The following is a 25,047-nucleotide window of genomic DNA, read 5'->3' as shown; positions in this document are numbered from 1 at the left end:
CACCCTCATGCTGCCGAAGCCCGCACCGCTCTGACCGGCGGGGCAGCCGTGGCGGGAGCGTAGCGGCGGGTCATCGTCGCGCAAAACTCCGCGAATTCCTCCGGCACTAGCGGCGGACTTGTGTGATGCGGCATCACTCCGCGGTGCTCTGGAGTAAAGCAGAAGGTGATGGTCACGTCGAAATCGGCAAGTGCTTCCATCTGCCGGTCGTACCAATCCAGCGCATTCGGCCTGAAACTGTCGGCCCAGGAAAGCCCTGTGCGCAGATTGGTGACGCCCAGCCGTTTCATCCAGGCGACGGCGTCGTCCAGCCGGGGATCTTCAAAATGGAACCACTGCGCCAGTCCCATGGCCGGGGCATAACGCAGGAATTCCTCGAGCGCTGGTTTGGGCGTACCGTCTTCGCGCAGCAGGCCCATGTAGAAATGGCGATAGTAGGAGGAGCCTTCCGCTTCGCGGTGACGCGTCGTTGCCCCCCATTCGCGCGGAAGGTCGTAAAGGCTGTACCATTGTATGCGCGGCGCATTGCCGAGCAGCAGTTCGGCGGTCCGGCGCAAGCCCCAGCGCTGCACCTCCTCGGCACCGAAGCTCGACACACCGACTTCGCTGACCCATACGGGCAGATCGGTGACGGTCGAAATCTCGCCGATCTTCTGCGGCCATTCCTGAATCTGCCAAAGGTTCCAGTCGAGCGGGAAACCATGCACGCCGACGGCATCGACGTGATCGAGCACACCATACTGCTTCATGAGCGCCATGAAATCGGCATCGATCGGCGAAATGCCGCCGAGGATCTTGGTCACGGCGGGGTTTTCAGCTGCGATCGCATCGGCGGCCAGTATTGCCATATTGGCGAAGCGGCTCCAGTCGGGGTCGAGTTCGGGATCCCAATGGGACTTGTTGTTTGGCTCGTTCCAGATCATTGCAGCTTCAATCATGAAGTTGTCCTCTCGACGGGTAAACGGCGCCGCCGCCGGCCGGCTCACCGGCGGTGCGGCAGAAATAGACCTCCTGCTCCGGGTGCAGCACGATCTCGAAGCCGGCGCTGCGCAGCATCGCTTCGGTGCAGGCGCGATTGGGAATCCACCAGTTGGTCGGGTCGTCGGCATAGCGATGCTCGACGAAATGCAGCTTCGGAAACTCCGGTCGGTCGAACAGATCGTGGGTCCAGAAAGGATAATTCTCATCGAGTGCAGGCAGGTCGGCGCTGCCGCGCTGCATGGACTGGAAGATCATCAGGTCGCCGGCAACGTGCTCACGGATCAGATCGAGAGCGAGCAGGGGGTGGCGCAGGTGGTACAGCACGCCCATGAACAGGACGATGTCGAATTTCTCCCGCAGGACGCCCACCTCGTAGACCGACAGCTGCTGGAATTCGATGTCGCAGTCCGCGATTTCGGCGGCGAAGCGCGCCTGCGCCAGATAGGCTTCATCGAAATCGATGCCGAGGACACGGCGGGCGCCGCGGCGTTTCATCTCGATCGAGTAGAAGCCGGCGTTGCAGCCTATGTCGAGCACGGCCTTGCCGGACAGATCGGCAGGAATGGCGTCGGCGAACTTGCGCCATTTGATCAATGGGTAATTGCCGAGGAAATGGTCGGGGGCGGTTTCGACGCCTGCTAACTCCATGTTGTGGAACCAGGGGCCTAGGGCATCGATGCGGCGGCGGATTTCGGCGTTGGAATGCAGCATGGCTAGCCTCCTTCGCCTGGATGGCTTGGTATTTGCGACTCCCCTGGCAGCACGAACATGAGGTTTTTCGGGTCCTCCGACGTAGCGTCGTTGTTCTCTAGCAGCCGAAGTGCCGTGCGGTAGCCGTTGAACGTGCCGACGTCGACATAGGCTGTGCCTGCCTTGACGCCGTAAGCCTCGCCGCCGGCCGCCAGGTAGGCGTTGATCAGCGTGCCGACGTATTCGTCATGGCGATCCCGCTCGCGCCAGAGCGTCGCAAGCTGATGAAAGATGCGGCCAGGCATCTTGAATGCACCCCAAATCCAATTCGATCCGGCGTCTTGTTGCTTGACCTGGATTTCCTTCACCCGGCTGTCGTTGTCTAGAATGACGGCATCGAAAAATTCCGGACGGTCCACGGGGAACAGCAGGAAAGACAGGCAATCGTTCCGCAGGGCGCAGAAACCGTCTTCGGGAAGCCAGATCGTATCGGGCAGGCCGATCAGGACTGTCTCGTCCGGCGCGACGAGCGGCGCAGCGCGGAAGATCGCATCGCAAAGACCGACAGGGGTGGGCTGCACGACAAACAGTGCTGCGGCATCGCCATAGCCGGCGGCATAATATTCGAGGATGTCCGATTTTCCCGATCCGATGACGAAGCAGATCTTGTCGACGCCGTTGCGCACCATGCGACGCACCAGATATTCGCTCACCGCGCAGGGACGCTCGGTTTGGCCGTCGATGCGGCTGCCGACCGGCAGGAGTTCCTTCGAGAAGCCGAGTGGCTGAATGCGGCTGCCGCGGCCGGCAGCAGGCACGATGCCCAACATCAGATTGCTTCCTTCAACGGCTCGCTCGCCGTCTGCAATGAATCTGACAGGAGGCGGTCCAGCTCCCTGGCGCGCTGCGCAGAGGTATGCTCGTCCAACACCCGCTCGCGCGCACGGCGCCGGATTGCGTCAATTTCGCTGTCCGACAAGCAGACTGCCGCAACCACGTCGTCGGTGGTGTCCGCCGGGAGGATCTCGCTGCCAGGTTGGAAAAAACTGCTCAGCCCGGGCCAGGTGTCGCTCACGATAGCTGCGCCGCAGGCTGCCGCCTCGAACAGCCTGCCCGAAGGGCACCAGCCCCTCTTGGCCATCGCCTCGCGGGTCACGTTCAGCGTCAGACGCGATGAGCAGAAGAAGGCCGGATGATCCGCAGGCGGAAGGTGCCTGACAAAGAAGATGTTGTCGCTCCATGGGAATTCGTGCGGGTATTGGGCGCCGCCGATGACGAAGCGATGGTCCGGCAGGCGCGCTGCCGTGCGCACCAGCAGCTTTTCGACGCCGGCCTGGCGATCTGCGGCATAGGTTCCGAGATAGGACAGATCCCCGGCAAATTCGGCCCGGGGCTGTGCCGGCCGGTGTCGCTCCGGATCGACATGGCCGTAGAGAGGCAGGACACGACGAGCACCCAACAGCGTTTTGAGCGCGTCGATTGCGGTTCCCCCGGTATAGCTCAGGACAAGATCGAAATCGCGAAGGCCTTCGGGCCCGTAGTATGCCGGCCGTTGACCTTGTTCGATCCGGGCGAGTGTGACCGGGGTGTCAAGATCGTAGAAAACCTTCAGTCCGTAACAGGCATCCTGCGCCAGGCGCGATGCCTCCACGGCGTCGGGGCAATAGGACGTGACGATGACGACGTCCGATTGCCCGATCGCCTGTTCCGCGACATGGCGAATGTCTTCCCAGTCCGGATAGATAACGACACTGCCGCCATCGAGATGGTCAAGGTCGCGCGCCCCGGCATAATAGGGAGTGTTGCGTTCGAAAAAGGTGACGGACCAGCCCAACCCACCCAGCGCCCGGATAAGCCCGCGCCACAGCGTCGCGTGTCCGTTTCCCCACGAGGAGGTGACGGTGAGACCGAAAATGACCATTCGCATCCGGCAGTCCTCGTCAGGCGGCTTCGTTTAATCGGATCAGCTTGGAGCCCCAGTCACCGGATACGATCGTGGTGATCGAAGCGGGGTCGATGTCGAAGCGAAAACAATCTCCCAGCGGCAAGCCGAGCACCTTGCAGACGGCGGCCTTGATCACGTCGGCATGGCTGACCAACGCCACGGACTGGTTCTGATAGCGTTTGCGAAGCTGCTGCATCAGCGAGAAGACACGTTGCTGGACGTCCAGCATGGTCTCGCCGCCCGGCGTCCTCGCCTGCTGACGCCGGCTGTTCCACCCCCGCCAATCGGCGTCCTGGCTCAACTCTTCGAAGGTCTTTCCCGACCACGCACCGAAGTCGATCTCATCGAGTTCTTGGCAGATTGTGATCTTGTCGGGACTGCAGGCGATTGCGATCGGTTTGGCGGTTTCCAGCGTTCGTTCGCGCGGGCTGCAACAGATGGTGGCTAACGGCTCCGGCGCCATGTGGCTGGCCAGGCGCACGGCTTGTGCCTTGCCGGTTTCGCCAAGACAAACTCCGGCCATACGTCCGGCAAGATAGTCGCCGACATTGTCGTGCGCCGCATGGCGGATCAAGAAGAACGTCGTCGTCATTCCGCGGCATCGAGCATCGGCTCGTCCCTTCCGGCGATGAAAGAGAGCGTGCGCAGGCGTGCCTCGGCATCGGTGAATTGCTCGGGCGGCGACTTCATGAAATAGCTGCAGGGGCCGGTCAGCGCTCCCGCGATGCCGCGGTCAAGCGCCAGCTTGGCGCAGCGCACAGCGTCGATCACGACTCCGGCCGAGTTGGGCGAATCCCACACTTCCAGCTTGAGCTCTGCATTCAGCGGCACGCCGCCGAACGTCGTGCCTTCGACGCGGATGTAGGCCCATTTTCGATCGGTGAGCCAAGGCACATGGTCGCTGGGGCCGACATGGATGTTGCCGGCCTCCAGGGGAACGTCGAGCTGGCTGGTTACGGATTGTGTCTTCGAGATCTTCTTCGATTCCAGCCGCTCGCGTTCCAGCATGTTGAGGAAGTCGGTGTTGCCGCCGAAATTCAGCTGATAGGTGCGGTCGATGCGGACGCCGCGCTCGCGGAACAGATTGGCGAGCAACCGGTGCACGATTGTCGCGCCGACCTGGCTTTTGATGTCGTCGCCGATCAATGGCAGGCCACGCTGTTCGAAGAGTTGGCGCCATTCCGGCCGCGACGCAATAAAAACCGGTATGCAGTTGACGAAGGCGCAGCCGGCCTCGAGCGCGCACTCGGCATAAAAACGCGTAGCCTCTTCCGAGCCGACCGGCAGATATGAGACCAATACGTCAGCGCCGCTTTCCCGAAGCAGCGCGCTGATATTCGCGACCGGCTCTTCTGCCTCCTCGATCTCATCGCGCAGATACTTGCCGATGCCGTCGAGCGTTGGTCCGCGCTCGACGCGAACGCCGGTTGCTGCGACATCGGCAAAGCGGAAGGTATTATTGGGTGGATTGTATATGGCTTCCGCCACATCTCGCCCAACTTTGCCCTTAGCGACGTCGAAAGCACAGACCACTTCGATGTCATCGACGTGATAGCCGCCGAGATCGGCATGCATAAGGCCGGGTATCGGCTCATTACCTCTGGCGTCCCGATAATATGAGAGGCCCTGGACAAGGGAAGACGCGCAATTGCCGACGCCGGCTATTCCAATCCGTACCTTTTTCGATCCCACGAAACTGCCGCCATCGCTGTTGAAGGTAAGTTCCTCGCGCCGAACTGCCAGTTGCCAGGAATGTTCCTTGCGACCTGGAAAAATCACGAACGTCACGGCGAGATGACAACTGCGCGCTGTGTTTGAGGCTGAGCCGATCGATGCCTGGGCGCCGCAAGCCTCAGTCGAGCCTTCGCAGCATATCCGCTTCTTTTTCCAGGATGGTGACCACCTCCTCGCGTTCAAGATGCGTCATCATCAGGCTCACACAGCATTCAAGGTAGGTGATTGAGGCACGTCTCAGAAAGGCAGCCGTTTCCCTTGCGGCCATTTGCTCGATGTCCTTGGCGGATCGTCTTCGATGCACGGGTCCGTTCTCCATGCCGGTATCATCGCCCAACGGCGAGCTCGGCTGGATGTTCCCCCAATGAGAAAAAATGAAGCCCGTGTTGGTCGCGGTATCACCACGACCATACCCGAGCGCACAGCCCTTCCTGACTTCAGGCGGGCAGGTTTTGCAGTCGGCCCGAAGCGGACCTCACGCTTGTTGCAATCGGGGAAATTCGATCCTCGCTCCGGCTGGCTTCAAGCTCCGTAAAGTAGCTGATCGTCTGCATCAGGCCTTGCCTGAGCGGCACCTTTGGCGACCAATTGAGAAGGGTTTCTGCTCGAGAAATGTCCGGTTGCCGCCGGCGAGGGTCGTCTTGCGGCAGTGGCAGGAATTTGAAGGCCGACTTGCTATGGGTCATATCTCTCACCAATCCGGCCAGTTGAAGGACGGTGAATTCCCCGGGATTGCCCAAATTGACCGGTTGGCGCGGATTCGAATCGATATTCATAAGGCGGACCAGACCGTCAACCAGATCGGAGACGTAGCAGAACGATCTGGTCTGCAGCCCGTCGCCGAATATCGTCAGTGGTCTCCTCTCGAGGGCCTGCATCACCAGGTTCGAGACGATCCGGCCGTCGGCAGGATCCATCCGCGGACCATAGGTGTTGAAGATGCGGGCGACCCGGATGTCGGCCATTTCGGTTCTCAAATAGTCGAAGCACAAGGTTTCTGCGGTTCGTTTGCCCTCATCATAACAGGCGCGCGGACCGGTGCAGTTCACGTGACCGACATAGTCTTCCCTTTGCGGGTGCTGTTCGGGATCGCCATACACTTCGCTTGTCGATGCCTGCAGAAAGCGCGCACTGTTTTGGGCGGCGAGCTCAAGCAGATTTAGCGTTCCGATCACGCAGGTTCGCGTGGTGTGAACCGGATCGGCTTGGTAGCGCGGCGGTGACGCGGCGCACGCAAGGTTGAAAATGCGGTCCACAGGCTCAGTAAGATCCAATGGTCGGCAGATATCCTGCTCGATCAAGCGGAAACGAGGACGGTCCACGATCGAGATGATGTTTTCCATCCGACCGGTAAGGAAATTGTCCACACAGATCACACGATACCCGGCCTGAAGCAGTGTTTCGCAAAGATGCGAACCGAGGAAACCCGCGCCGCCGGCGACAAGCGCCGTCCTGGTCCGTTGCGTCCTTCTTGATTGCCGCATCTCTATTTTCTCCTGTCTGCCAGTCATGCTGCACTTTCAATGTCCAGATCGAGGGCCGGACGTGCCGATCTTGGCCGCGCCAGCAGCGAAACGAATTCACGGGCTCTCGCGGCGCCGGTATGTGCTGCCAGGATCGTTTCGCGTGCCCGCTTGGCCATAGCCAGCCTGGCGCGGTCGGACTGCCTGGATAGGATGTCGATCACGTCTTCGGCTTGGCTGGCCGTGTTGATCGTGGCTGTCGGAAAGAAGCTATCCAGACCTGTCCAGCGATCGCTGATGATGGCCGTGCCACAGGCAGCCGCCTCGAAGAGACGTACGCTGGGAGACCATCCAGCCGCTATCATGGAGCTGCGCGTGACGTTCAACGTGTAGCGCTGGCGGCTGTAGAAGGCGGCGTGGTCCGCCGGCGGCAAGTGCTCGATGCGATCGACATTGCTCGGCCAGACGGTCTCGGACGGGAATTGCGAGCCGGCCACGACGAAGCGGCGGTCCGGCATGCGTCTTGCCGGTTCAAGCAGGAGTGCATCCAGGGTCGCCTGCCGGTCCGAGCTGTAGGTGCCGAGATAACCAAGGTCCCAGCAGATCGGATCGGCCGTTCGGCGATGCCGCTCCGGGTCGACGGAGCAGTAGAGCGGCTCGGCGCGCCGTGCACCGAAGTCCGCCGCCAAACGGGCGAGCGTTGGCCCGCCGGCGAATGAGAAATAGACGTCGAAATACAGAATCTGCCGTCGGCATATGTAGTCGCAATCATCCGCGGCGAGCTTTGCCAACGTGACTGGCGTGTCGATGTCGTAAAAGCAGAACTGGCCCGTGCACAGGGACGCAACGATGTCGACGACTGCGCGCCCCTCCGGGACGAAGGACCCAACCACCACGATATCGGCCTGCTGCAGGCAGCGAGCATAGGTGCGACGAAGATCGTTCGTCGTTTCGTAGTAGCGCAACGTGCAGAAGTCCGGGTCGCGCAGATCGCGATGGCTTGCGTACCACGGTACGTCGCGCTCGAGGAAGGTGACGCGATGGCCGAGCTCGTGCAGGCCCTTCAGCAACCCGCGAAAGGTCGTGGCGTGGCCGTTTCCCCATGAAGAGGACAAAGACAGGCCAAGAAAGACGATATCGAGCCGCTTGGTCATTCCGCTGCCTCCACGGTGGGGCGCTCGAAATGGCGCCTGAAGACAGCGTCGGCCACAGCTGCCCTTAACGCGTAGGTATGCTCGGCGAGAACACGCCGAAGCGCAGCTGCGCCGATCGCCTTTGCCCGCCGGGGTGTGAGGGTCCGCATGATTTCGGCGACATCGTCGCCGTCGCGCGCCACCAGGATCTCTTCGCCAGGGACCAGGAACAATTCGACGCCGAGCCAGGCGTCGGTGATGAGGCATGCGCCGGCACCCGCAGCCTCGAAGACGCGTGTGGCAGGTGAAAAACCATTGGCGGCCATGCTGTCGCGGCTGATGTTCAGCACCGCCTTGGATGTGACGTTGAACGCATTGTGATCGCGCGTGCCGACGTGGCCGAGCCATGCAACATTTGCCGGAAGCTGCTTGTCACCCCAACCCGATCCGCCGAGCAGGAAACGCTGATCGCGCGAACGGCTGGCCGGATCGAGGAAGAAGGCTTCGACGCGCGCTTCACGGTCCGGCAGGCGGTTGCCGAGAAAGGCGAGGTCGCAAGCGAACCGCGCATCCTTCGCGACAGGATGATGCGTTTCGGGATCGAGCGCATTGTAGATCGGCACGCACTCGGCCGCCCCCAGCGCACGATAGGCCCATACGACCGGATCTCCGCCGCCATAGGTGAGGACAAGGTCGATCTCCCGCAACGCGCGGTGCAGGGGATGGTCCGGCTCGTCGCGCAACTGGCCCAGAGTGGCCGGTGCGTCGACATCCCAGAACACTGTCAGCGCATCGGAGCGGGCATGGTCGAGCACCGCGCGCAGCAGCGCCTCGTCCTCGAAGCCTACCCCGCTCGCCTTGACGACGATGTCGGCTTCGCCGGCGCTTGCTGCCACCTGCATCAGCGCATGCGGGGTCGCCTCGTAGATGACGACATGGCACCAGTCCGGTGCCTCGATATCGCGGTTCTTCTGCCTGTCGTAGACGTCCGGTTCATAGAAGGTGATCTCGTAACCGAGCTGGGAAAGAGCCTTGAGCAATCCGCGATAATAGGTCGCCGCGCCGTTCCAATAGGACGACAGCAGGCTCGATCCATAAAATGCAATCTTCATACGACTGTCTCCTCTACGGCGATGGAATCGATGGCTTGGCGGCTGCCGCATTCGGCGAGTACGTCGAACAACTCGTCCGCCCGGTGCCGGCACGTGTGTCGCGTCCGGATGGTTTCGAGGCCGGATTTCACGAGGGAGGCGGCCAGGTCAGCATCGTCCAGCACGTCGCGAAGATGACGGCCCATCTCGGCTCCGTCGCGCGCGAAAAGGAAGTCGATACCTGGCCTGAAGAGTTGTTCGACGTCGGCCCAAGGCGCCGAAACGAGCGGGATGCCGCAGGCGAGCGCTTCGAACATGCGGATCGTCGGGATTCCGGGCAGGCTCTCCCGATAGGGACGCCGCGGAATATGGACGGTAACGCGATGCGCCGCGAATGCCTTGGGCACGTCGGCATTGGCAATCCAGCCTTCGTAACCCAGGCCGGCGGCGGCAAGATCGGCGAGCGCTTCGCGTGGATAGCGCACGCCATGGACAGTGCCGCTCAGGCCAAGTTGTTCCACCGGATCGATCAGGAATTCCTTGATTTCGGCACTGCGCTCGTCGTCGCCCCAGTTGCCGATCCAGATCACGTCGGATGTAGGGTCGATCTCCGGGTGCGGTTTGAACAGGCATGCATCCGCCGCTTCGTGCCAGGTGAAGGCACGTTTGCCCCAGCCGGCGCGAAGATAGCTTTCCCGCAACGCTTCGCCGAAGGCGAGCACGCCGTCATAATGCTCCAGCCGCAGAGCCGAGATCGCCTGCGTCGCCGAGACGGCGCGATGGTGGGTGTCATGGAACAGAAGCGTGAAGCCGCCTCCGTTGGCCTTGGCCCTGCCGATGCGCGCGACGAGCGCCGGGTCCGTCCATTCGTGCACGATCACCACATCGGCGTCGGCAATCCAGGTTTCATGATCGAAGGAGGCGTCGTAGGTTACCGGCATCAGCTCCGGAAAATCCTTCCTGAAGCGCTCGATCGCGAAGGGCCCTTTCTCTGCCAGCAGGTTCGAACGGCTCCAGCCGTCCGCCGGCTCCAGCGCGATCGCCTGGTGCCCGCGTGCAACGAGCTCCCGCATGATGCCGCGCAGGAAATGTGCGTTGCCGTGGTTCCAGTCGGAAACGACGGAATGGGTATAGAACACAAACCGCATCATCAGCGTTCCGCAACGGCCAGGGCGGCCCGATCGTAGATGTCGTGCATGGCGGCCGCTTGTCTTGCCGGTGAAAACTTGCGCGCCCGGCGTGCGGCGGCTTCGCCGAGCCGGCGCCTATACTGGGCGTCGTATGAGAGATAATCGATGCATCTGGCGAGATCGCGTGGATCGTGGGCGTCGTAGAACATGGCCACGCCGTCCCACAATTCGCGATAGGTTGGGATGTCGGCAAGCACCAGAGGTGTAGCCGATGTGGCTGCCTCCAGCGCGGCAAGGCCGAAGGGTTCGTAGACGGACGGCGACACGAAGATGCCGGCCCGCGCCATCAACAGACGCACCTCATCGTGGCAGACAGAGCCCAGAGGGATGACGCTGCTGAAATTGGCGCGTTGCCCATCGGCGCTCTGCAGCGGCCCGGCAGCGAAGACCGGCCATTTCGTCAGCGATGCCGCTTGGTCCAGCGTAGCTGCGTTCTTTCCTTCATCCCACCAGCGCGCGGCGGCGAGAACCACCGCTTCCCGCCTCTCTGCTTTTGGACCCTGCCGCGTGCCATTGCTGACAACGCTCAGGCCGGCGATCGGCCCGTAGCAGGCTTCGAGCATGTTGGCATGGCTGCGGCTGGGGGCGATTACCGCATTTGCCCAATCGAAACCGCGTCTGTTGCGATCCTTCTGCCAGCCCCATTCGCCGTCCACAGTCTGTCCCCTGACGGCGTGGAGCCACGTCACAACGCATGAATGCGAGACCGCTACGACCGGGCACGGCACATCAAGTCCCACGGCCTGCGTCGGCGCATTGACATGGACGAGGTCGATTGCGTAATCACGAACAAGTGCGCGCAGTTCCTGCGGCAACATTTCCAGATCGTGCTCATTCCGGGTCATCCAGTCCGGCGGTGTCTTGAGCCACGCCAGGGCCGCGAAAGCCTGCGCCTCCTTCGCCGGCTCCTCGGACGGCTCCGGGCCTAATCCGGCGAGCACGATGCTGTCGCCGCCGTGGGCCAGCTCCCGCGCCAGATCAAGCGCGTAGCGCCAGACACCGCCGACAGCGTCGACGGTCATCAGGATTCGCCGCGAGCGCCGGATCAGTGACTGCAACATGTAGCCTCCAACTCGGCCAGTGCACGAGGACGCTTCTCCTGGATGTCGCTGAATGTCCGGAACGAGGCCAGGTAATGCTCATGGGCGCGCTCCCAGGCGAGATCGTCGGGCTCGCCCCAGATCTCGCGATAGCTGGGCGAACTGGGGTAGGGATAGAGCGGCACCGGTTCATTGGCCCACACACCGCGGTCGATGAGGTGCTTGCGCCAGTGATCGACCAGAGCGGGATCATCCTCGACCACGCCGATCAGATTGGCCTGGACGAACGGAACGTGACGTCGTGCGTTGACCAGCAGCGCAGCCAGTTCCTCGGTGCCCAGCCGGCAACGCTTCGCCAGCATGGCCCGGCCCTCCACGGTCAGGCTTTCGAGGCCGGCCTCGATCGAAACACAGCCGGCGGCACCCAGCAATTCGAGGAGCTCCGGCTTCCAAAGATCGATGCGGGTCTGCACGCCGAACTTGACGTTGCGGTCGACCAATGCCTCCAGCAGTGCCTTCTGCGGCAGGAAGATCTCGTCGATGAAGTAGATGTAGCCGACGCCCTGTCCGATCAGGCGGTCGATCTCCGCCATGACCGCATCGTGGTTCCTGCGGCGGTAGGCGTCGCGGAAATCGATCTTGGCGCAGAAGCTGCAATTGTAGGGGCAGCCGCGCGAGGCCTCGACCTCCGCTCCGAAACCCACCTGGTTGTCGTCGAACCGGTGATGGTGGTGCGAATGGGCGGCAATCCAGTCGGACGGCCATTTGAGAGCCGGATGACCGACAAAGGAACTGGCGTGGACGCCGCCATTGCCGACGAGTTTTCCCTCGTGGAGATGAGCGGTGTGGGGCACCGCGCTCCAATCGTCACGGCGGGCGAGTTCCGCGACGATTTCTTCGCATTCGCCGCGCACGACGACGTCGACACCGAGCTTGCGCAGCGTCGGCGCCGGCGTCGCCGAGCCGTGCGGTCCGACAGCGACGGTGCGGCCGCCGCGCCCCGCGAGGCAGTTGAGGAATTCGGCAGGCACGCGCAGCTCGGGCGGCGCGCAACGCCAGAACAGATAGGTCGGCGCCGTGCTGACGACGGTCATGGCCGGTGCGAAGGCGGCGACGCGATCGGCAAGTGCCGCGTTGTCCAGCTTCTGGATTTGCCCGTCCAGCATCAGCACCTTATGGCCGTCGGCCTCCAGCAGGGCTTTCGAGTAGCCCAGTTCCAGCGGCAGATGCGGCTGGCGGCAGCCGAAATAGATACTGTCCTCATATGTCCAGAACGGGCTGACCAGGGCGACTTTCATGCCACGTACCTCGCTGCTTCAGGTTCGAGGCGATGATGCTGCAGCCAATCGGCGAGGTCACGGATACCGTCGCGCCACGAGACATGCGCTTTCCAGCCGAGCGTCGCTTCTATCTTGCGGGTATCGGCGACAAAGAAGGGCTGGTCGCCGGTACGTTCCCGGTCGTAGAGGATCGAAAGCTTGCGACCGGTCAGTTCGCCGATCTCCTTGAGCAGCATGCGCAGGCTGACGGCGTTGTTCGGTCCGCCGCCGAGATTGAATGCTTTGCCCCTGATGTCCTCGATCCGGGCAAGTGCCCCGCGATAGGCCGCAACCGCATCGGAGACATGAAGGATGTCGCGCACTTGCTTGCCGTTGCCGTAGATCGTGATCGGCTGGCCGGAAAGCGCGCTGAGCAGAAAATGCGCGACCCAGCCCTGGTCTTCCGTGCCGAACTGGCGCGGTCCATAGATGCAGCTCATGCGCAGGACCGCCGTAGGCAGGTCGTACGACTTGGCATAGTCGAGCACATATTGATCCGCCGCGCCTTTGGAGCAACCATAGGGCGTGCAGAAATCGAGGCCGCAGGTCTCGTCTATGCCGTTGGCTCGGATGCCGGCATCGCAGGGCACGCACCGGTCGTCTTCTTCGCGCACGGCGACGTCGGGCAGGCCGCCATAGACCTTGTTGGTGCTGGCGAAGATCACAGGGATGCGCTTGCCGCTCCGGCGGGCCGCTTCCAGGATGTTGAATGTCCCGCGAAGATTGATGTCGAAATCTTCGCTTGGCTGGACGAGGCTCGTGGTGACGGCGGTCTGGGCGGCTAGATGGAATATCGCCCTGGAATGCGCCACAAGCGGCGCCAGAACGTCCACATTCCGGACATCGGCGGTTTCCACGGCAAGTTGATTCCCGTGCTTCTGGGCCAGCCAAGCCAGATTCTGCTCAACGCCTGGACGGCTGAGATTGTCGATGACCAGTACCGGCATTCCATCCGACAACAGGCTGTCGGCGAGGTTCGAACCGATGAAGCCACTGCCGCCGACGATGGTAACCGGCGCTTCGCGAAAACCATCGGGTCTCATGACACCAGTCCCCGCTCTTCGAGTTCCCGTCTCATGTCGGCGCCGCGGTCGATGGCGACCGTATTGCGCACCCACGCGACGAACTCATCGAGTGAATGCTCCAACAGCTGCCGCGGCTCAAATCCAAGCAATTCACGCGCCTTGGAGATGTCGGCGAAGCAGTTGCGGATATCGCCGGCACGCGCTTTGCCTAGGATTTCAGGCTGACGGTCCGGCACACCCATTGCGTCGGCGAGCAGCCGCGCGACCTCGCTGATGGCATAGGCACGCCCGCTGCCGATGTTGATGACGTGGCCGCGCGCCTGGCGTTGTTCCAATGCCAGGCGGAAGGCGTGGGCAATGTCGCGCACATGGACGAAATCCCGTTTCTGCTCGCCATCTTCGAAGATCATCGGCCTCTGGCCGTTGGCGAGCCGTGAGGCGAAGTTCGCCAAAACGCCGGTATACGGGTTTGAAAGCGCCTGTCCGGCGCCGAAGACGTTGAACAGGCGCAGCGCCACTGCGTCGACGCCATAGGCCTCGCCGAAGATCAGCACGGCGCGCTCCTGGGCATATTTCGTCAGCGCATAGATCGAGGCGAGATCGACCGGCTTTTCCTCGTCCGTCGGCAGCGGCGACAGGCTTTCATTCGCCGCCGACAGCGGGTTCCATTGGCCGCTCTTGATGTCGCTCGGCTGGCGCCGTGCATTGTCGACGCGCCGACCGTCCGGCGTGCCGTAGAGGCCCTCGCCATAGACGCTCATCGATGAGGCGACAACGATCCGCTCAACCGGATGTTTGATCAGTGCTTCAAGCAGTGTGGCGGTGCCGAGGTCGTTTGCGCCGACATAGCGGGCGATCTCGTACATGGACTGGCCGACGCCGACCTCGGCCGCCAGATGGATGACGGCGTCCACGCCCTGGAGCGCCTCGGCGACAGCGTCGCGATCGCGAACATCGCCCTTGATCAGTTCGGCTCCCGCCGGCAGGCTGATCGCCTCGCCGCCGTGCACCTGTTCCAGCAGCGCATCGAGAATGCAGACGGCATAACCATGTTCGACGAGTTCCTGGACGACGTGGCGGCCGATGAAACCGCAACCCCCGGTAACCAGTATGCGTTCCACGACAACTCCTTGTGCAGATGGCCTTGGCGCCCCGAACTGTTTGACAAAAGGTTTGTTCCCTCTCCTTCAACAAAGATGGTTTGGGGTCCCTCACACCGAGGTGAACGCATCGCGAACAGGCCTTGGGCCTGCGCTGGAACATTGCAGCTCGTTTGGGGTTAGGCGCTCATCTGGCCGTAATCGGAAGCAGCAGACAGGTAGTTAGTTGTCATCGAGCGAGACGCGCACACCAAGCTAGGCCTGGCCGGGACGCCCACAGGATCGAAAGGAGATTTCAATGTCTGAATCGAAGACAACCACCAATCACGACGAGATCCGCCAGTGGGCCCAAGATCGGGGTGGCCGACCTGCGGTTGTACGAACCAGAGGCGAGGGCGGCATCCTGCGGATCGATTTTGGCGAGCCCGAGGAGGAGTTCGAAGCCATCGAATGGGACGAGTTCTTCCGGATTTTCGACCAGAACGATCTGGCCTTCCTCTACCAGGACGAAACCGGCGGCGGAAAAACAAGCCGGTTCAACAAGTTCATCGAGCGTAACCAGAGCGGCTGATAGGGCTTCTACGTCAATGGTCCCTCGGTAGCTCTTAGGTCACCTTGCGTTTTGATGGAGAGGTTCACTCCAGATCATTGTGTTTGCATGCTTTTTCGGAGCCGTTTGTCAAATATGGAGCGGTCTTATTCGGACTCAACAGTACAAATCAGAGAGATCAGGGCCTCGGTCGTTGCCGATCGGTCGCGCTTCAGTGCAACAGGCTCGTTCCGCTCGATCTTGCGACACTTCGCATAATACCGTTCAGCCAATCTTCGGTCGACACGCCGACCCGCCTTCTGTCGATCTCGCCGATGGCGCTCTCCAGCGTTCGCTCGACCAGCCGGTCGGAAGCGCCCACGTCGCCAAGAAGCAGACGCGCCGCGAGCCTGAGCTTCGGCAGAAGTGAAAATACATTGTCGGACAAGTTCACGGGAGGGCGACCCGCCAAGGCGGATCGTTCCGGAGGAAACAAGGCGTCAAAGATTGCGTAGCTATCCGACGATTTTCGAAGATTGCTGGCGTGACGCAGACGTTCCGGAATGACGATGTCCTCGTCACCGCTGAAAAAGACGAAAGGCACGCCGCGGCGCATCAGTTCGTCGGCGATCGGAAACACCCGCCGGCCGTTGAGATTGACGTCAAGGATCGCGGCCTCAGCCGTATCGGTATGCGTAGACGCCTGCTCGACTGTCGCCGCAGGGCCGAGGACGACCGCGCCCATATTGCCGAAGTATCTCGCAAGATCGCCGGCCAATAGCCAATCGTCTTCGACGATCAGGATGTGCAAACCTTGCAGGTCGCGCACCTCATCGACCTTTCTTCGAGCGAGATTTCCGATTGTCAGTGGGGGCTTGTTCAGAATGTTGCTGCAAGGCTGCCTGCAATCGTTTGGCCAAAACCAGCATGCGCGGCGGAATGGATTCGTTTCCCGGCAAACCCAGCAAATCCGAAGAGTGTAACAGCGTTTGTTTTGTCAGCTTTAGGTCAGGTGTGCGTTTTGACATTGAAGTTTCCACAAAAGTCCCGACGTTAACGCCGTCTGCACGGACTTGTTCCGGCCCTCTTGCACGTTGTATGCTGGCGTTCAGCCCGGTTGCGGGTTTTGGGTCGATTGGCGGCTTTGTCGTCTAGGCTGTTCAACCGAGGGCTTGCGGTGACATCCCAGATGAAGAGATTTCCCATTGTGGGCGTCGGCGCGTCAGCCGGCGGCATTCCCGCAATGGAGGGTCTGTTCAAAGGCATCAGCGGCCAGCCCGGCATGGCGTTCGTCATCGTGACCCATCTCAGTCCCGGGCGCGAAAGCCTGCTTCACGAGGTGGTCGGGCGTTATACGCGGCTGCCGGTTGTCGTCGTAGAGGATGGCACCACCGTCCTATCCGACCACATTTACGTGATGCCGCAAAACGTCGTTCTCACGATCGAGAAGGGGGTGCTGCATCTGCGGCCGTCGAACGTGTTCAACCGCGAGCGCAAGCCGATCGACATCTTCTTCAGCGCGCTTGCCGAGGACCAGGGCGAATATGCGGTCGGGGTCATTTTGTCGGGCGGCGATTCGGACGGCACGCTGGGCGCAAAGGCGATCAAGGAACGCGGCGGACTGACGGTCGCCCAGGCCCCCAACGGCTACGGTCCGCGCAACCCCGACATGCCGAAAAGTGCGATTTCCAGCGGACTGATCGATATAGCGGCGCCCGCGGAGCGCATCGGTGCGAAGCTGGAGGGATTCGCCCGCAGCTTCGATCTGCTGAACGGGATTGCCGACGACGGCGGCGAGCACGGCACGGGAGACATCGGTCGGCTGCGCGAGGAAATCTACGGCATTCTGCGCGGTCATTCCGGCCACGACTTCTCCGGGTACAAGTCCAAGACATTCCTGCGTCGCGTAAAACGGCGCATGCAGATCGCACAGCTTCAGTCAATTGCTGACTATGTCGAATGGCTGAAGAAAGACCCTCGCGAGGTGACGGACCTCTTCCGCGATCTTTTGATCAACGTCACCGATTTTTTCCGTGACCCCGACGCTTTCAAGCTGCTTGAGGAGAAGATCGTACCGCAGCTTTTCGAGGGCAAGACTGCCAGCGATGCGGTCAGGATCTGGGTGCCTGGCTGCGCCACCGGCGAGGAGGTGTTCTCCATCGGCATGCTGATGCGCGAACACATGGAGACACTTTCGGTCGTGCCGCGCGTCCAGATATTTGCGACTGATATCGATGAGCCGGCGCTCGCGGTGGCGCGCGCAGCGCGTTACCCGGCGGCATTGCTGCAGGGGCTCTCGCCCGAACGCAAGCAGCGTTTTTTCAGCAGCGACGGCGACAGTTATGTGCTTACCAACGAGGTACGGGAGTTGTGCGTCTTTTCGCCTCACAGCGTCGTCCGCGACCCGCCCTTTTCGCGCATGGACATGGTTTCATGCCGCAACCTCCTGATCTATTTCGGCTCGAACATCCAGAACCGGGTCATTCCGATCTTTCACTACGCGCTGAAGCCGGGCGGTTACCTTTTCCTCGGCACGTCCGAAAGCGTGGGTCAGCACGACAACCTCTTCGCCACGGTCGACAAGAAGCAGCGCATTTTTCAGGCGCGGGAACATGCCTCGCCCCATATAACGCTGCCGACGCTGATCGGCGACGCCCGTTCGGGCGCCTTCCTGGCCGAAGGCACGGGGTCCAAGAAGGGAACCGCCGGCTACCCGCTTCGGCAGGCGGTCGAGGCACAGGTGCTGGAGCGTTTCGCGCCGCCGCACGTCCTGGTCAATGGCGATGGCGACGTCGTCTACTATTCGGCCCGGACAGGCAGATATCTCGAAGCGCCGCAGGGCATTCCGAGCCGGCAAGTGCTGACTTTGGCTCGCCGCGGGCTGAGGCTCGACCTGCGTGCGGCCTTGCGGGAAGCGGCCGCGACGCGCCGCACCGTGGTGCGTGAGAATGTCGTCGTCGATGAGGACGACGAACCGGTCCAGTCGATCAAACTCACTGTCGAGCCCCTGGCGGAACTCGGCAAGCGTGCACAGCTTTATCTTGTCCTGTTCGAACCGTTCGGGCCAGCACAGGCGCGGTCGGATGTGGGGCGCGAAGACCGTGATATCGAAGGTGCTGCCGATCTCGAGCGGGAGCTGCGCGAGACGCGCGAGCGACTGCAATCGACGATCGAGGAGTACGAAACCGCGCTGGAAGAGGTGAAATCGTCGAACGAGGAACTCGTCTCCGTCAATGAGGAGGCGCAGTCGACCAACGAGGAGCTTGAGGCTTCGAAGGAGGAGATGCAGTCGCTCAACGAGGAGCTCAACACCATCAATTCAGAGCTGACCAGCAAGATAGAGGAACTCGATCGCGCCAACAGCGATTTGCGGAATCTGTTCGAGAGCACGCAGATCGCAACCATTTTCCTCGACCGCAATCTGGTGGTGCGGACCTTTACTCCGGCGGCCTCACCTTTCTTCAGCCTACGTCCCTCCGACGTCGGCCGGCCACTGACCGAGCTTTCGAGCCAGCTCGACTATCCCGAGCTAAAACAGCACATCGATGCCGTGTTCGAAACCGGAGAGACCCTGAAACATCATCTGGCGCGTGACGACCAGGGCCGGTTTCACATGGTTCGTATCAATCCGTATCGCGACAAGGACAATAGAATCCAGGGCGTCGTGGTCACATTGGTCGACGTCACCACCTTGGCCGAGGCGGAAACGCAAAACCAGGTGCTCATTTCGGAGCTGAATCACCGCGTCAAGAACATGCTGGCGGTCGTCGCCAGCATCGCCAACCGCACCCGCGAAAATTCGGAATCGAAGGAAGAGTTCGCCGAAGCGCTGATCGGTCGCTTGCACGCCATGTCGCGGGCTTACGGTCTGCTGTCGAAGGAGCGCTGGAAAGAAGCCTCGATCAGCGAACTGCTGCGGCAGGAACTCGAACCTTTCGGCAGTGACCGGTTCGAGCTTGACGGCGCTGAAGAGAAACTTAGCCCGCAACAGGGCCTTTCCCTCAGCATGGCCATTCATGAGCTGGCAACCAACGCCGCCAAATATGGCGCGCTGTCGAAGCAGCAGGGCAGGGTGGCGCTGAAGTGGTCGGCAGACGGCGACGTTTTCAGGCTTGCCTGGCGCGAGAAGAACGGGCCGCCCGTCAGAAAGCCAGAAGTAAACGGCTTCGGGCTTTCCCTGTTGCAGGGCGAGATCGGCTACAGGCTAGGCGGAAACGTCGAGACCGCCTTCAATCGTGACGGCCTTGAGGTCCAGATCACATTTCCGATGATGGGCAAAGAGACGCCGTGAGCGATCCGCTGCGCGTTCTGGTGGTCGAGGATGAATGGCTCATCGCCGAGGACATCGCTGCGTGTCTGCGCGCTTCGGGACATCAGGTGATCGGCCCGGCCCCTTCGGTGGCGGCGGCCCTGCGTCTTATCGGCGAAAATCATGTCGACGTGGCGCTGCTGGATGTTCAGCTGCATGGCGAAACAAGCCTGGCGATCGCAGAAGAACTGCAAACCCGCCACATCCCGTTCGCGTGTCTGACCGGATTTGGGCCGCGCGATGTTCCATCAGCCTTCGCCAACTTCAAATTTGTTCGCAAGCCGGCAGATCAGGCTGCCATTCTGGGCGCCTTGGCTGAATTGGTCAGGGTGGCCTAGCTTGTTTCAGCAGACTCGTCATGGATCGAAGGGCGGAAAGCGATCACCGGCAAATTGCTCCGCCCAAGGCAATGCCATGAGCCAGTTCTCACGGCGCGGTACCCACAGTTCGTAGTCGGGAATGAGGTCGCTGGGAGCCATATCGAGCGAGCCGAGCATGATCTCGGCCTCGTTGTCCCGCAGCCAGGCGATGTGCGAACCGCATTGCGGGCAGAAACTGCGTCTGGCGAACGTGTTCATTTGTCCGCTGCCTTCATAGGCTGACATGGGCCAGACGCCAAACGGCGTGAAAAAGCTGCCGCTGGCGCGGCGGCAATCCTGGCAGTGGCAAATTCCGACCCGCAACGGTGGGCCGCTCACCTTGAAGCGAACGGCGCCGCACAGACAGCCGCCGTCCCGTTCGACCCCTGCCATCGCCTTCAGTCCAGCGGTTTGTCTGTCGGCCGCGGCGTGGTGCCCGACTGGCGCGGCCCGCCGGCATTGCGGTTCACCACCGGATTATCCAGCGGAGCGGTCGATGGCTTCGATGTTCCCGCGGTTTTTGGCGTCGGCGGTTTCGCTCCCGCGTCCGTTTCGTTGGCATCGCGTCTTGGATGCCGCAAGCCGTCGGCATTCACTTGCCGGATTGCCGGCTTCGATGTGGTGTTTGCCATGGGATCTCCTTCCTGCTGCGGCGGAAAGAACGGATGGTTTCGTTCTTAGCCCACAGCTCGTACATCTCAACCGCCGGCAAGGTGCGAAGTTCCACGGCCTGGAGCTTCAGGTGTCCTCTTCGGTGCCAACGTATGCTGCAGGGTAAGCGGTGTACCGCTCGCACGCTTACAGTAAATCTTAAATTGGATGCTGGCGAGGAATCGCAGCCTTGATGGCACGGCAACTATGCGCCAGACGTGGCGGCCTAAAGCGGCGGCTGACGATCTGCCGGCCTCTCGCCGCCATCAGTCATTTGCTGTGGTGATCTCATAATCGCCCCCGGCAATCCCGCCATCCCCGCGCAGGATTAGCCTTGTGCACGGCAATGAGTCCAGCACCGCCGATTTCCACCTGACTGGCCGGAACCATTTTCGCTACTGGCTGTTCGGCTCGCAGGAAGGAGCCGGACATGGAGCGACGTAACGCTATACTTTCGCTGGTGATAGCAGCGGTCATTATCGTCGGCTTTCTCATTGGCTTTCTGTACGCTGATATGGGCTGGCGCACCTCGCCACTCAAAAGAGCGCCTGAGCAAAACCAAGGTGGAAACGCACCAGCCGATACCTCGCCTGCAGCGGGCATCAAGAAGAATCCTCAAGAGAATACCGAGATGCCGGATCAGAAATAACGGGGATCCTTTGGGCGCAGGCAGCGCCGGTTCGATGCGGACTTGAGGTCACTCTCGAACAATCGATCTCAGAACCTGCAGTGTCGGCTCCTTGTCCGCGCGTCCGATCCATACTTTCCGCACCGCGCCTGCAAGGTCACCGAAATAGGATGGCAGATCTCGACGAGCGAACGCTCGGCTGACGCCTGATTTTCCCTTTGGAGAAGGAGCCCGCCAACCGGCGACGCTTTTGCCTGTCAGCCATCCGCCTTCAGCGCTTCATCTTGCGGATAGTGCGACCTCAGCGTAGCCCTCAAGGAACTGTCAACTGGCCTTGGGAGCGGTGCTCGGGACCAGGAATCCACTCTTTAGCAACTCCAGGGCGTCGAGCGCGTCCTCATCCAGCAAATTTGTCAGAGCCACCCCATCTGAGAAGACAACGTTGTGGTCGTCTATGTCGTAGACTTCCCAAAGCCCATCCTTGATTCTTCGAATGGCGTGCCGGTGCTCCATAAGCGCACGCTAATTGAGTCTCGGAAATGGTAGGTAGAAAAAATCAGCGGTAGGCCAACATTAGTAGTGGAAAACTCAGGCGCGCTCTGCCGCGTGGTGTGTGGACTGAAGGGTGCAGGGCCGCCGTCGGGCCTGGCAGGCGGCAGTAGACATTCGTCGCTAGGGCAAAATGTAGGTGTCCCAGCACGAGCTATTTTGTCGGGGCATCGCCGACCAGAACTCAGCCCAACCTGCTAAGATCAGAATGCCGGCCGCGCCCGGTCCGGGGAGGCCAAAGCGACCACGGCCGAATAGCCAGGTTGAGAAAGCGTCTGACAATCATTGCGGACACTCGGCCTCTGATGTAATTTAGAACTTGATCACGTGAGGAATATGCCCGCTGTCGCGACGGCTTTTCTCTCTTTTCTGTCTCGGCAGATAGCATGCTCTCTAACGGACCTGACACTGCAAGCTGGTTGTTGTGGTCGCCGGGTAACAGCGGTTAAGGGATTTGCCATGCTTCGACGTTGCGGATTCGTTGCGGCCTTGATGCTCGCAAGCTTCGTGATCTTCGAGGCTTCTGCCGTCGAACGAAGGGTCGCCTTTGTAATCGGCAACTCCGATTACCAAGAAATCTCGGCCCTCAAGAACCCGGCCAAAGATGTGGTGGACGTATCCAACACGTTTCGGGCGGCTGGTTTTGATGTTTTCGTCGCGAGCAATCTTACAAAGCTGCAGTTTGAAGATCAGTTCCGTAACTATCTTGCCGCCGTGGATGGCGCCGATATCGCTGTCGTCTACTATTCCGGCCACGGCTTTCAGATCGGCGGCGAAAATTTCCTGATCCCTGTCGATGCCTCGTTGAAAGATGCGGCGGACGTCGAGGTCCAGGCAATCAAGCTGAACGATGTGCTGCAGCAGATGCGTTCGAAATCGAAGATCCAGGTGATCATCCTCGATGCCTGCCGCAACAATCCATTCCCTCGCAAGGACTATTGGCTCAGGGACCAGCTTCTTACCGCAAGCGGCACCGGCCTTGCGCAAGTAAGAAGCTCATTGAACACGCTGATCGCTTTTGCCACCGAACCCGGTGCGGTTGCCTATGACGGCGCCGGCGACCTCAGTCCTTTTTCATTGGCGTTTTCTCGTCGCGCGCTCGCCCCCAACCAGGAGATCCGCACGGTCATGGCGGCCGTCCGCCGGGATGTGGTTGAGGCTACCCAAGGCCTGCAGGTTCCCTGGGAGAACTCTTCGCTGATCGACGAAGTCGTTCTGATGCGCCGCAGCAGCCGCCCATCACTGCCGCCGGTATTGGAGAAGGTCGTGCTGTCCGGGGCCGGCCCCATCGATCTGGACCTTCCGGAACCGGTCCAGGTCGACGGCGGGACAATAACCGTCAGCATCGAAAGACCACCCGCCTTGGGACGCCTGATGCTGGACGGCAAGGTCATCGAGGCGGGAGAACTGATCCAGGGCAAGGATCTGCCGCGTTTGCAGTTTGATGTTCCCAAGGGAGCTGGCGAGCCGGAAGAGATGGATATGCTGGCCTACGCCGCACGCGACAGTTGGGGCGGCGAAGCCAAGGGCATGCTGGTGTTCCGGGTCAAGAGCGGCGAAGGAGCCGAGGGCGAACAGGTGATGGCCTCGCTCGAAGCCGAGCAGAAGCAGCAGGTGCTGCAGCGCGGCATTCATGTCACCGGTGCGGCCGAGGCGATCGAGAACCGGGAGGTCGACGTTCCGGTCGGCGTGGGCGCCGTTGCTCTGAACCTGGATGTCCCGACAGACGATGCGGCGGTCAGCCTGAAAGTCACAGACTATCCGGCAACGGGAACGCTCTCCCTGCCGGATCGGACCCTGTCGCCCGAATCGAGCTTGACGGTCGGCGAAGTCGAGGGGCTGCGCTATGAACCCCAGATCGGAGCCAGTGCACCGGTCGAGATCGCCTTCGAAATTCGGGCGGACAGCGCAATATCCAAACCCGCCAAAATGAAACTGTCGCCGAGCGTGGATCCGTGCGACCTGGCTGCCGGCGAACCTCTCGACCTTCAAGGCGTGGTCCCCGGCCTGCTGCCAAATGAAATCGGCGCCGACGCGGTGGAGCTGTGCGAGGCTGCGGTGAAGGCGTATCCCGATGTCGCCCGCTTCCGTTATGAACTGGGACGCGCGCTGCTTGCAGCCGGCAAGGTCGACCAGGCCAGGAAAGCCATCCAGCAGGCCGCCGACAGGGGGCACGTGCGCGCGGTGTTCGAGCTCGGCTACCTCCATGCGACGGGAACGGGCCAGGCTGTCGACCGCAAGCAGGCCAACACCTTCTACGCGGTGGCATCCGACAAGGGTGACCCCTACGGCATGACGGCATGGGGTCGTGCCCTGTTCCATGGAAACGGCGTCGAGCGCGACACCGGCAAGGGGCTGGATCTGCTGCTCAAGGCGGCATCGATGGGGCACACCTATGCCATAAACGATCTCGGCGCGATCTTCACCGAAGGCCGCTACGGCGTGCCCGCCGATCAGGCCCGTGCCGTTGCCTTCCTCAAGGCCGGTGTCCAGCGCCAGGACATGTATTCGATGAACTTGCTCGGTCGCAATTACCTCAGCGGTCGAGGCGTCGAGAAGGATCCGAAGGCTGCGCTGGCGCTTTTTCAGAAGGCCATCGACCTCGGCCAGCCCTATGCGCCGGCCAGTCTTGCGCGCATGTACCGTGATGGCGTTGGCGTCGAGCAGAACCTTGATGAAGCCCAACGCCTGTTTGAACTGGCAACCTCGCGCGGCGACCAGTCCGGCGCCTATGATCGCGCGGCTCTCGAGATGCAAAAGGGCGACCAGGCCGACCAGGCCGTCGCCGTGCGTTTCCTGGCATTCACAGTAGCGCTCGATTTTCGCAATGAGTTGCCTGACGCCCGCGCGACGTTGGCGAAATTCGGGGCCAAGCCGAAAGCGGCGGCGTTGAAGCAACTGCGTGGGGAACTCAAGTCGAAGATTCCGTTGAGCGGTTCTGTCGACAAGCAACTGGTCAAAGTGGCGAGGGCGGTCTGGGAACAAGCCAATCCGCGTCGGGATTTGTTCTGATCAACAAGGAGGCAATGGTGGGCAGAAATCGGAAGCAGGCAACAATCGGGATAACTCTGTCCATCGCCTTGGCGGGGGTCATGGGCTGCACATCCTGGCCACCCCTTCAACCGACGCCGCTGGTGGCGACGCCAGCACCGGCGCCGAAGGTCGTTCGCAGAGCCCCGGCGCCGCGGAAGGTCGTCAACCCGGCTCCCAAACCGGTAGCCGCCAGGAAAGCGGTTAAACCGGTCGCGGACGAGCCGGCTGCTCCCGTAATCATTCCGACTTCGGGAGGTGGTGGCGGGACTGGCGGGAGT

The 25,047-nt window shown here is 61.5% G+C and carries 25 protein-coding genes; 5 read left to right on the top strand and 20 right to left on the bottom strand.

Annotation, left to right across the window (positions count from 1 at the left end; genetic code table 11):
- Window positions 1-5: 5 nt before the first annotated feature.
- From EN885_RS00130 to EN885_RS00060, 15 genes are all read right to left on the bottom strand, one after another.
- Window positions 6-938 carry a beta-xylosidase gene (locus EN885_RS00130; protein WP_128241450.1) on the bottom strand — a complete coding sequence of 311 codons (933 nt, stop codon included), beginning with the start codon at window positions 936-938 and terminating at the stop codon, window positions 6-8.
- The gene (locus tag EN885_RS00125) at window positions 931-1,692 is read right to left on the bottom strand and encodes a TIGR04290 family methyltransferase (protein WP_095486389.1); all 762 of its coding nucleotides are present in this window, start codon (window positions 1,690-1,692) and stop codon (window positions 931-933) included. The genes EN885_RS00130 and EN885_RS00125 overlap by 8 nt, the downstream gene beginning before the upstream one ends.
- A 2-nt stretch (window positions 1,693-1,694) precedes the next feature.
- The gene (locus EN885_RS00120; protein ID WP_128241449.1) at window positions 1,695-2,501 is read right to left on the bottom strand and encodes a sugar phosphate nucleotidyltransferase; all 807 of its coding nucleotides are present in this window, start codon (window positions 2,499-2,501) and stop codon (window positions 1,695-1,697) included.
- The gene (locus tag EN885_RS00115) at window positions 2,501-3,598 is read right to left on the bottom strand and encodes a glycosyltransferase (protein WP_128241448.1); all 1,098 of its coding nucleotides are present in this window, start codon (window positions 3,596-3,598) and stop codon (window positions 2,501-2,503) included. The genes EN885_RS00120 and EN885_RS00115 overlap by 1 nt, the downstream gene beginning before the upstream one ends.
- A gap of 13 nt (window positions 3,599-3,611) precedes the next feature.
- Complete coding sequence (locus EN885_RS00110) at window positions 3,612-4,208, bottom strand: histidine phosphatase family protein (protein WP_128335148.1); 597 nt, start codon at window positions 4,206-4,208, stop codon at window positions 3,612-3,614.
- On the bottom strand, window positions 4,205-5,308 hold the full coding sequence (locus tag EN885_RS00105; protein ID WP_126107195.1) for an inositol-3-phosphate synthase: 1,104 nt from the start codon (window positions 5,306-5,308) through the stop codon (window positions 4,205-4,207). The genes EN885_RS00110 and EN885_RS00105 overlap by 4 nt, the downstream gene beginning before the upstream one ends.
- Window positions 5,309-5,468: 160 nt before the next feature.
- Window positions 5,469-5,687 (bottom strand): hypothetical protein, encoded by a 219-nt coding sequence (locus EN885_RS00100; RefSeq protein ID WP_164897740.1) that lies wholly within the window; start codon window positions 5,685-5,687, stop codon window positions 5,469-5,471.
- Between the two features lie 100 nt (window positions 5,688-5,787).
- Window positions 5,788-6,834, bottom strand: coding sequence for a UDP-glucuronic acid decarboxylase family protein (locus tag EN885_RS00095; protein WP_095486606.1), 1,047 nt, complete (start codon window positions 6,832-6,834; stop codon window positions 5,788-5,790).
- 23 nt (window positions 6,835-6,857) lie between these two features.
- Window positions 6,858-7,967: a glycosyltransferase gene (locus tag EN885_RS00090; protein ID WP_128241447.1), complete on the bottom strand. Its 1,110-nt coding sequence runs from the start codon at window positions 7,965-7,967 to the stop codon at window positions 6,858-6,860.
- Complete coding sequence (locus tag EN885_RS00085; RefSeq protein WP_095486394.1) at window positions 7,964-9,058, bottom strand: glycosyltransferase; 1,095 nt, start codon at window positions 9,056-9,058, stop codon at window positions 7,964-7,966. Before EN885_RS00085 ends, EN885_RS00090 begins: the two co-directional genes overlap by 4 nt.
- Complete coding sequence (locus tag EN885_RS00080) at window positions 9,055-10,185, bottom strand: glycosyltransferase (protein ID WP_095486608.1); 1,131 nt, start codon at window positions 10,183-10,185, stop codon at window positions 9,055-9,057. The genes EN885_RS00085 and EN885_RS00080 overlap by 4 nt, the downstream gene beginning before the upstream one ends.
- Before the next feature lie 2 nt (window positions 10,186-10,187).
- On the bottom strand, window positions 10,188-11,249 hold the full coding sequence (locus EN885_RS00075) for a glycosyltransferase family 4 protein (protein ID WP_164897741.1): 1,062 nt from the start codon (window positions 11,247-11,249) through the stop codon (window positions 10,188-10,190).
- Window positions 11,250-11,272: 23 nt separating this feature from the next.
- Window positions 11,273-12,565 carry a TIGR04295 family B12-binding domain-containing radical SAM protein gene (locus EN885_RS00070; protein ID WP_128241445.1) on the bottom strand — a complete coding sequence of 431 codons (1,293 nt, stop codon included), beginning with the start codon at window positions 12,563-12,565 and terminating at the stop codon, window positions 11,273-11,275.
- The gene (locus EN885_RS00065; RefSeq protein ID WP_128241444.1) at window positions 12,562-13,629 is read right to left on the bottom strand and encodes an NAD-dependent epimerase/dehydratase family protein; all 1,068 of its coding nucleotides are present in this window, start codon (window positions 13,627-13,629) and stop codon (window positions 12,562-12,564) included. The genes EN885_RS00070 and EN885_RS00065 overlap by 4 nt, the downstream gene beginning before the upstream one ends.
- Window positions 13,626-14,732 carry an NAD-dependent epimerase/dehydratase family protein gene (locus EN885_RS00060; protein ID WP_095486398.1) on the bottom strand — a complete coding sequence of 369 codons (1,107 nt, stop codon included), beginning with the start codon at window positions 14,730-14,732 and terminating at the stop codon, window positions 13,626-13,628. Before EN885_RS00060 ends, EN885_RS00065 begins: the two co-directional genes overlap by 4 nt.
- Before the next feature lie 277 nt (window positions 14,733-15,009).
- Between EN885_RS00060 and EN885_RS00055 the strand changes: the two genes are divergently transcribed.
- Window positions 15,010-15,282 (top strand): hypothetical protein, encoded by a 273-nt coding sequence (locus EN885_RS00055; RefSeq protein WP_095486399.1) that lies wholly within the window; start codon window positions 15,010-15,012, stop codon window positions 15,280-15,282.
- 190 nt (window positions 15,283-15,472) lie between these two features.
- Here EN885_RS00055 and EN885_RS00050 read toward each other — a convergent pair whose 3' ends face one another.
- Window positions 15,473-16,069 (bottom strand): response regulator, encoded by a 597-nt coding sequence (locus EN885_RS00050; RefSeq protein WP_164759014.1) that lies wholly within the window; start codon window positions 16,067-16,069, stop codon window positions 15,473-15,475.
- Window position 16,070: 1 nt separating this feature from the next.
- Complete coding sequence (locus EN885_RS00045; RefSeq protein ID WP_126103023.1) at window positions 16,071-16,268, bottom strand: hypothetical protein; 198 nt, start codon at window positions 16,266-16,268, stop codon at window positions 16,071-16,073.
- Between the two features lie 161 nt (window positions 16,269-16,429).
- Here EN885_RS00045 and EN885_RS00040 point away from each other — a divergent pair, with 161 nt between their 5' ends.
- A complete protein-coding gene (locus EN885_RS00040) occupies window positions 16,430-19,531 on the top strand; it encodes a CheR family methyltransferase (RefSeq protein WP_206616788.1) in 3,102 nt (1,033 codons plus the stop codon).
- Window positions 19,528-19,887, top strand: a complete 360-nt coding sequence (locus tag EN885_RS00035) for a response regulator (protein ID WP_095486401.1) — start codon at window positions 19,528-19,530, stop codon at window positions 19,885-19,887. Before EN885_RS00040 ends, EN885_RS00035 begins: the two co-directional genes overlap by 4 nt.
- 18 nt (window positions 19,888-19,905) lie before the next feature.
- Here EN885_RS00035 and EN885_RS00030 read toward each other — a convergent pair whose 3' ends face one another.
- Window positions 19,906-20,301, bottom strand: coding sequence for a GFA family protein (locus tag EN885_RS00030; protein WP_095486402.1), 396 nt, complete (start codon window positions 20,299-20,301; stop codon window positions 19,906-19,908).
- A 5-nt stretch (window positions 20,302-20,306) separates the two neighbouring features.
- Window positions 20,307-20,540 carry a hypothetical protein gene (locus tag EN885_RS00025; RefSeq protein WP_095486403.1) on the bottom strand — a complete coding sequence of 78 codons (234 nt, stop codon included), beginning with the start codon at window positions 20,538-20,540 and terminating at the stop codon, window positions 20,307-20,309.
- Between the two features lie 449 nt (window positions 20,541-20,989).
- Between EN885_RS00025 and EN885_RS00020 the strand changes: the two genes are divergently transcribed.
- Complete coding sequence (locus tag EN885_RS00020) at window positions 20,990-21,208, top strand: hypothetical protein (protein ID WP_095486404.1); 219 nt, start codon at window positions 20,990-20,992, stop codon at window positions 21,206-21,208.
- Window positions 21,209-22,228: 1,020 nt separating this feature from the next.
- Window positions 22,229-24,748 (top strand): caspase family protein, encoded by a 2,520-nt coding sequence (locus EN885_RS00010; protein ID WP_245492946.1) that lies wholly within the window; start codon window positions 22,229-22,231, stop codon window positions 24,746-24,748.
- Between the two features lie 106 nt (window positions 24,749-24,854).
- Here the strand turns inward: EN885_RS00010 and EN885_RS33800 are convergent.
- The coding region (locus tag EN885_RS33800; protein ID WP_206616787.1) for a hypothetical protein at window positions 24,855-25,047 on the bottom strand (193 nt) is incomplete at its 5' end.

Origin of the sequence: Mesorhizobium sp. M6A.T.Cr.TU.014.01.1.1 (assembly GCF_004022765.1) — a bacterium.
In the GTDB taxonomy this organism is placed as follows: domain Bacteria; phylum Pseudomonadota; class Alphaproteobacteria; order Rhizobiales; family Rhizobiaceae; genus Mesorhizobium; species Mesorhizobium mediterraneum.
Note: the sequence above shows the minus strand (reverse complement) of the source record. Positions and strands in the feature narration are given on the sequence as shown.

Excerpts from the sequence above, each read along its gene's own strand:
- EN885_RS00130 (WP_128241450.1), bottom strand. The coding sequence starts at position 938 with ATGATTGAAGCTGCAATGATCTGGAACGAGCCAAACAACAAGTCCCAT.
- EN885_RS00125 (WP_095486389.1), bottom strand. The coding sequence starts at position 1,692 with ATGCTGCATTCCAACGCCGAAATCCGCCGCCGCATCGATGCCCTAGGC.
- EN885_RS00120 (WP_128241449.1), bottom strand. The coding sequence starts at position 2,501 with ATGTTGGGCATCGTGCCTGCTGCCGGCCGCGGCAGCCGCATTCAGCCA.
- EN885_RS00115 (WP_128241448.1), bottom strand. The coding sequence starts at position 3,598 with ATGCGAATGGTCATTTTCGGTCTCACCGTCACCTCCTCGTGGGGAAAC.
- EN885_RS00110 (WP_128335148.1), bottom strand. The coding sequence starts at position 4,208 with ATGACGACGACGTTCTTCTTGATCCGCCATGCGGCGCACGACAATGTC.
- EN885_RS00095 (WP_095486606.1), bottom strand. The coding sequence starts at position 6,834 with ATGCGGCAATCAAGAAGGACGCAACGGACCAGGACGGCGCTTGTCGCC.
- EN885_RS00090 (WP_128241447.1), bottom strand. The coding sequence starts at position 7,967 with ATGACCAAGCGGCTCGATATCGTCTTTCTTGGCCTGTCTTTGTCCTCT.
- EN885_RS00085 (WP_095486394.1), bottom strand. The coding sequence starts at position 9,058 with ATGAAGATTGCATTTTATGGATCGAGCCTGCTGTCGTCCTATTGGAAC.
- EN885_RS00080 (WP_095486608.1), bottom strand. The coding sequence starts at position 10,185 with ATGCGGTTTGTGTTCTATACCCATTCCGTCGTTTCCGACTGGAACCAC.
- EN885_RS00075 (WP_164897741.1), bottom strand. The coding sequence starts at position 11,249 with ATGACCGTCGACGCTGTCGGCGGTGTCTGGCGCTACGCGCTTGATCTG.
- EN885_RS00070 (WP_128241445.1), bottom strand. The coding sequence starts at position 12,565 with ATGAAAGTCGCCCTGGTCAGCCCGTTCTGGACATATGAGGACAGTATC.
- EN885_RS00065 (WP_128241444.1), bottom strand. The coding sequence starts at position 13,629 with ATGAGACCCGATGGTTTTCGCGAAGCGCCGGTTACCATCGTCGGCGGC.
- EN885_RS00055 (WP_095486399.1), top strand. The coding sequence starts at position 15,010 with ATGTCTGAATCGAAGACAACCACCAATCACGACGAGATCCGCCAGTGG.
- EN885_RS00045 (WP_126103023.1), bottom strand. The coding sequence starts at position 16,268 with ATGTCAAAACGCACACCTGACCTAAAGCTGACAAAACAAACGCTGTTA.
- EN885_RS00040 (WP_206616788.1), top strand. The coding sequence starts at position 16,430 with ATGAAGAGATTTCCCATTGTGGGCGTCGGCGCGTCAGCCGGCGGCATT.
- EN885_RS00030 (WP_095486402.1), bottom strand. The coding sequence starts at position 20,301 with ATGGCAGGGGTCGAACGGGACGGCGGCTGTCTGTGCGGCGCCGTTCGC.
- EN885_RS00025 (WP_095486403.1), bottom strand. The coding sequence starts at position 20,540 with ATGGCAAACACCACATCGAAGCCGGCAATCCGGCAAGTGAATGCCGAC.
- EN885_RS00020 (WP_095486404.1), top strand. The coding sequence starts at position 20,990 with ATGGAGCGACGTAACGCTATACTTTCGCTGGTGATAGCAGCGGTCATT.
- EN885_RS00010 (WP_245492946.1), top strand. The coding sequence starts at position 22,229 with ATGCTCGCAAGCTTCGTGATCTTCGAGGCTTCTGCCGTCGAACGAAGG.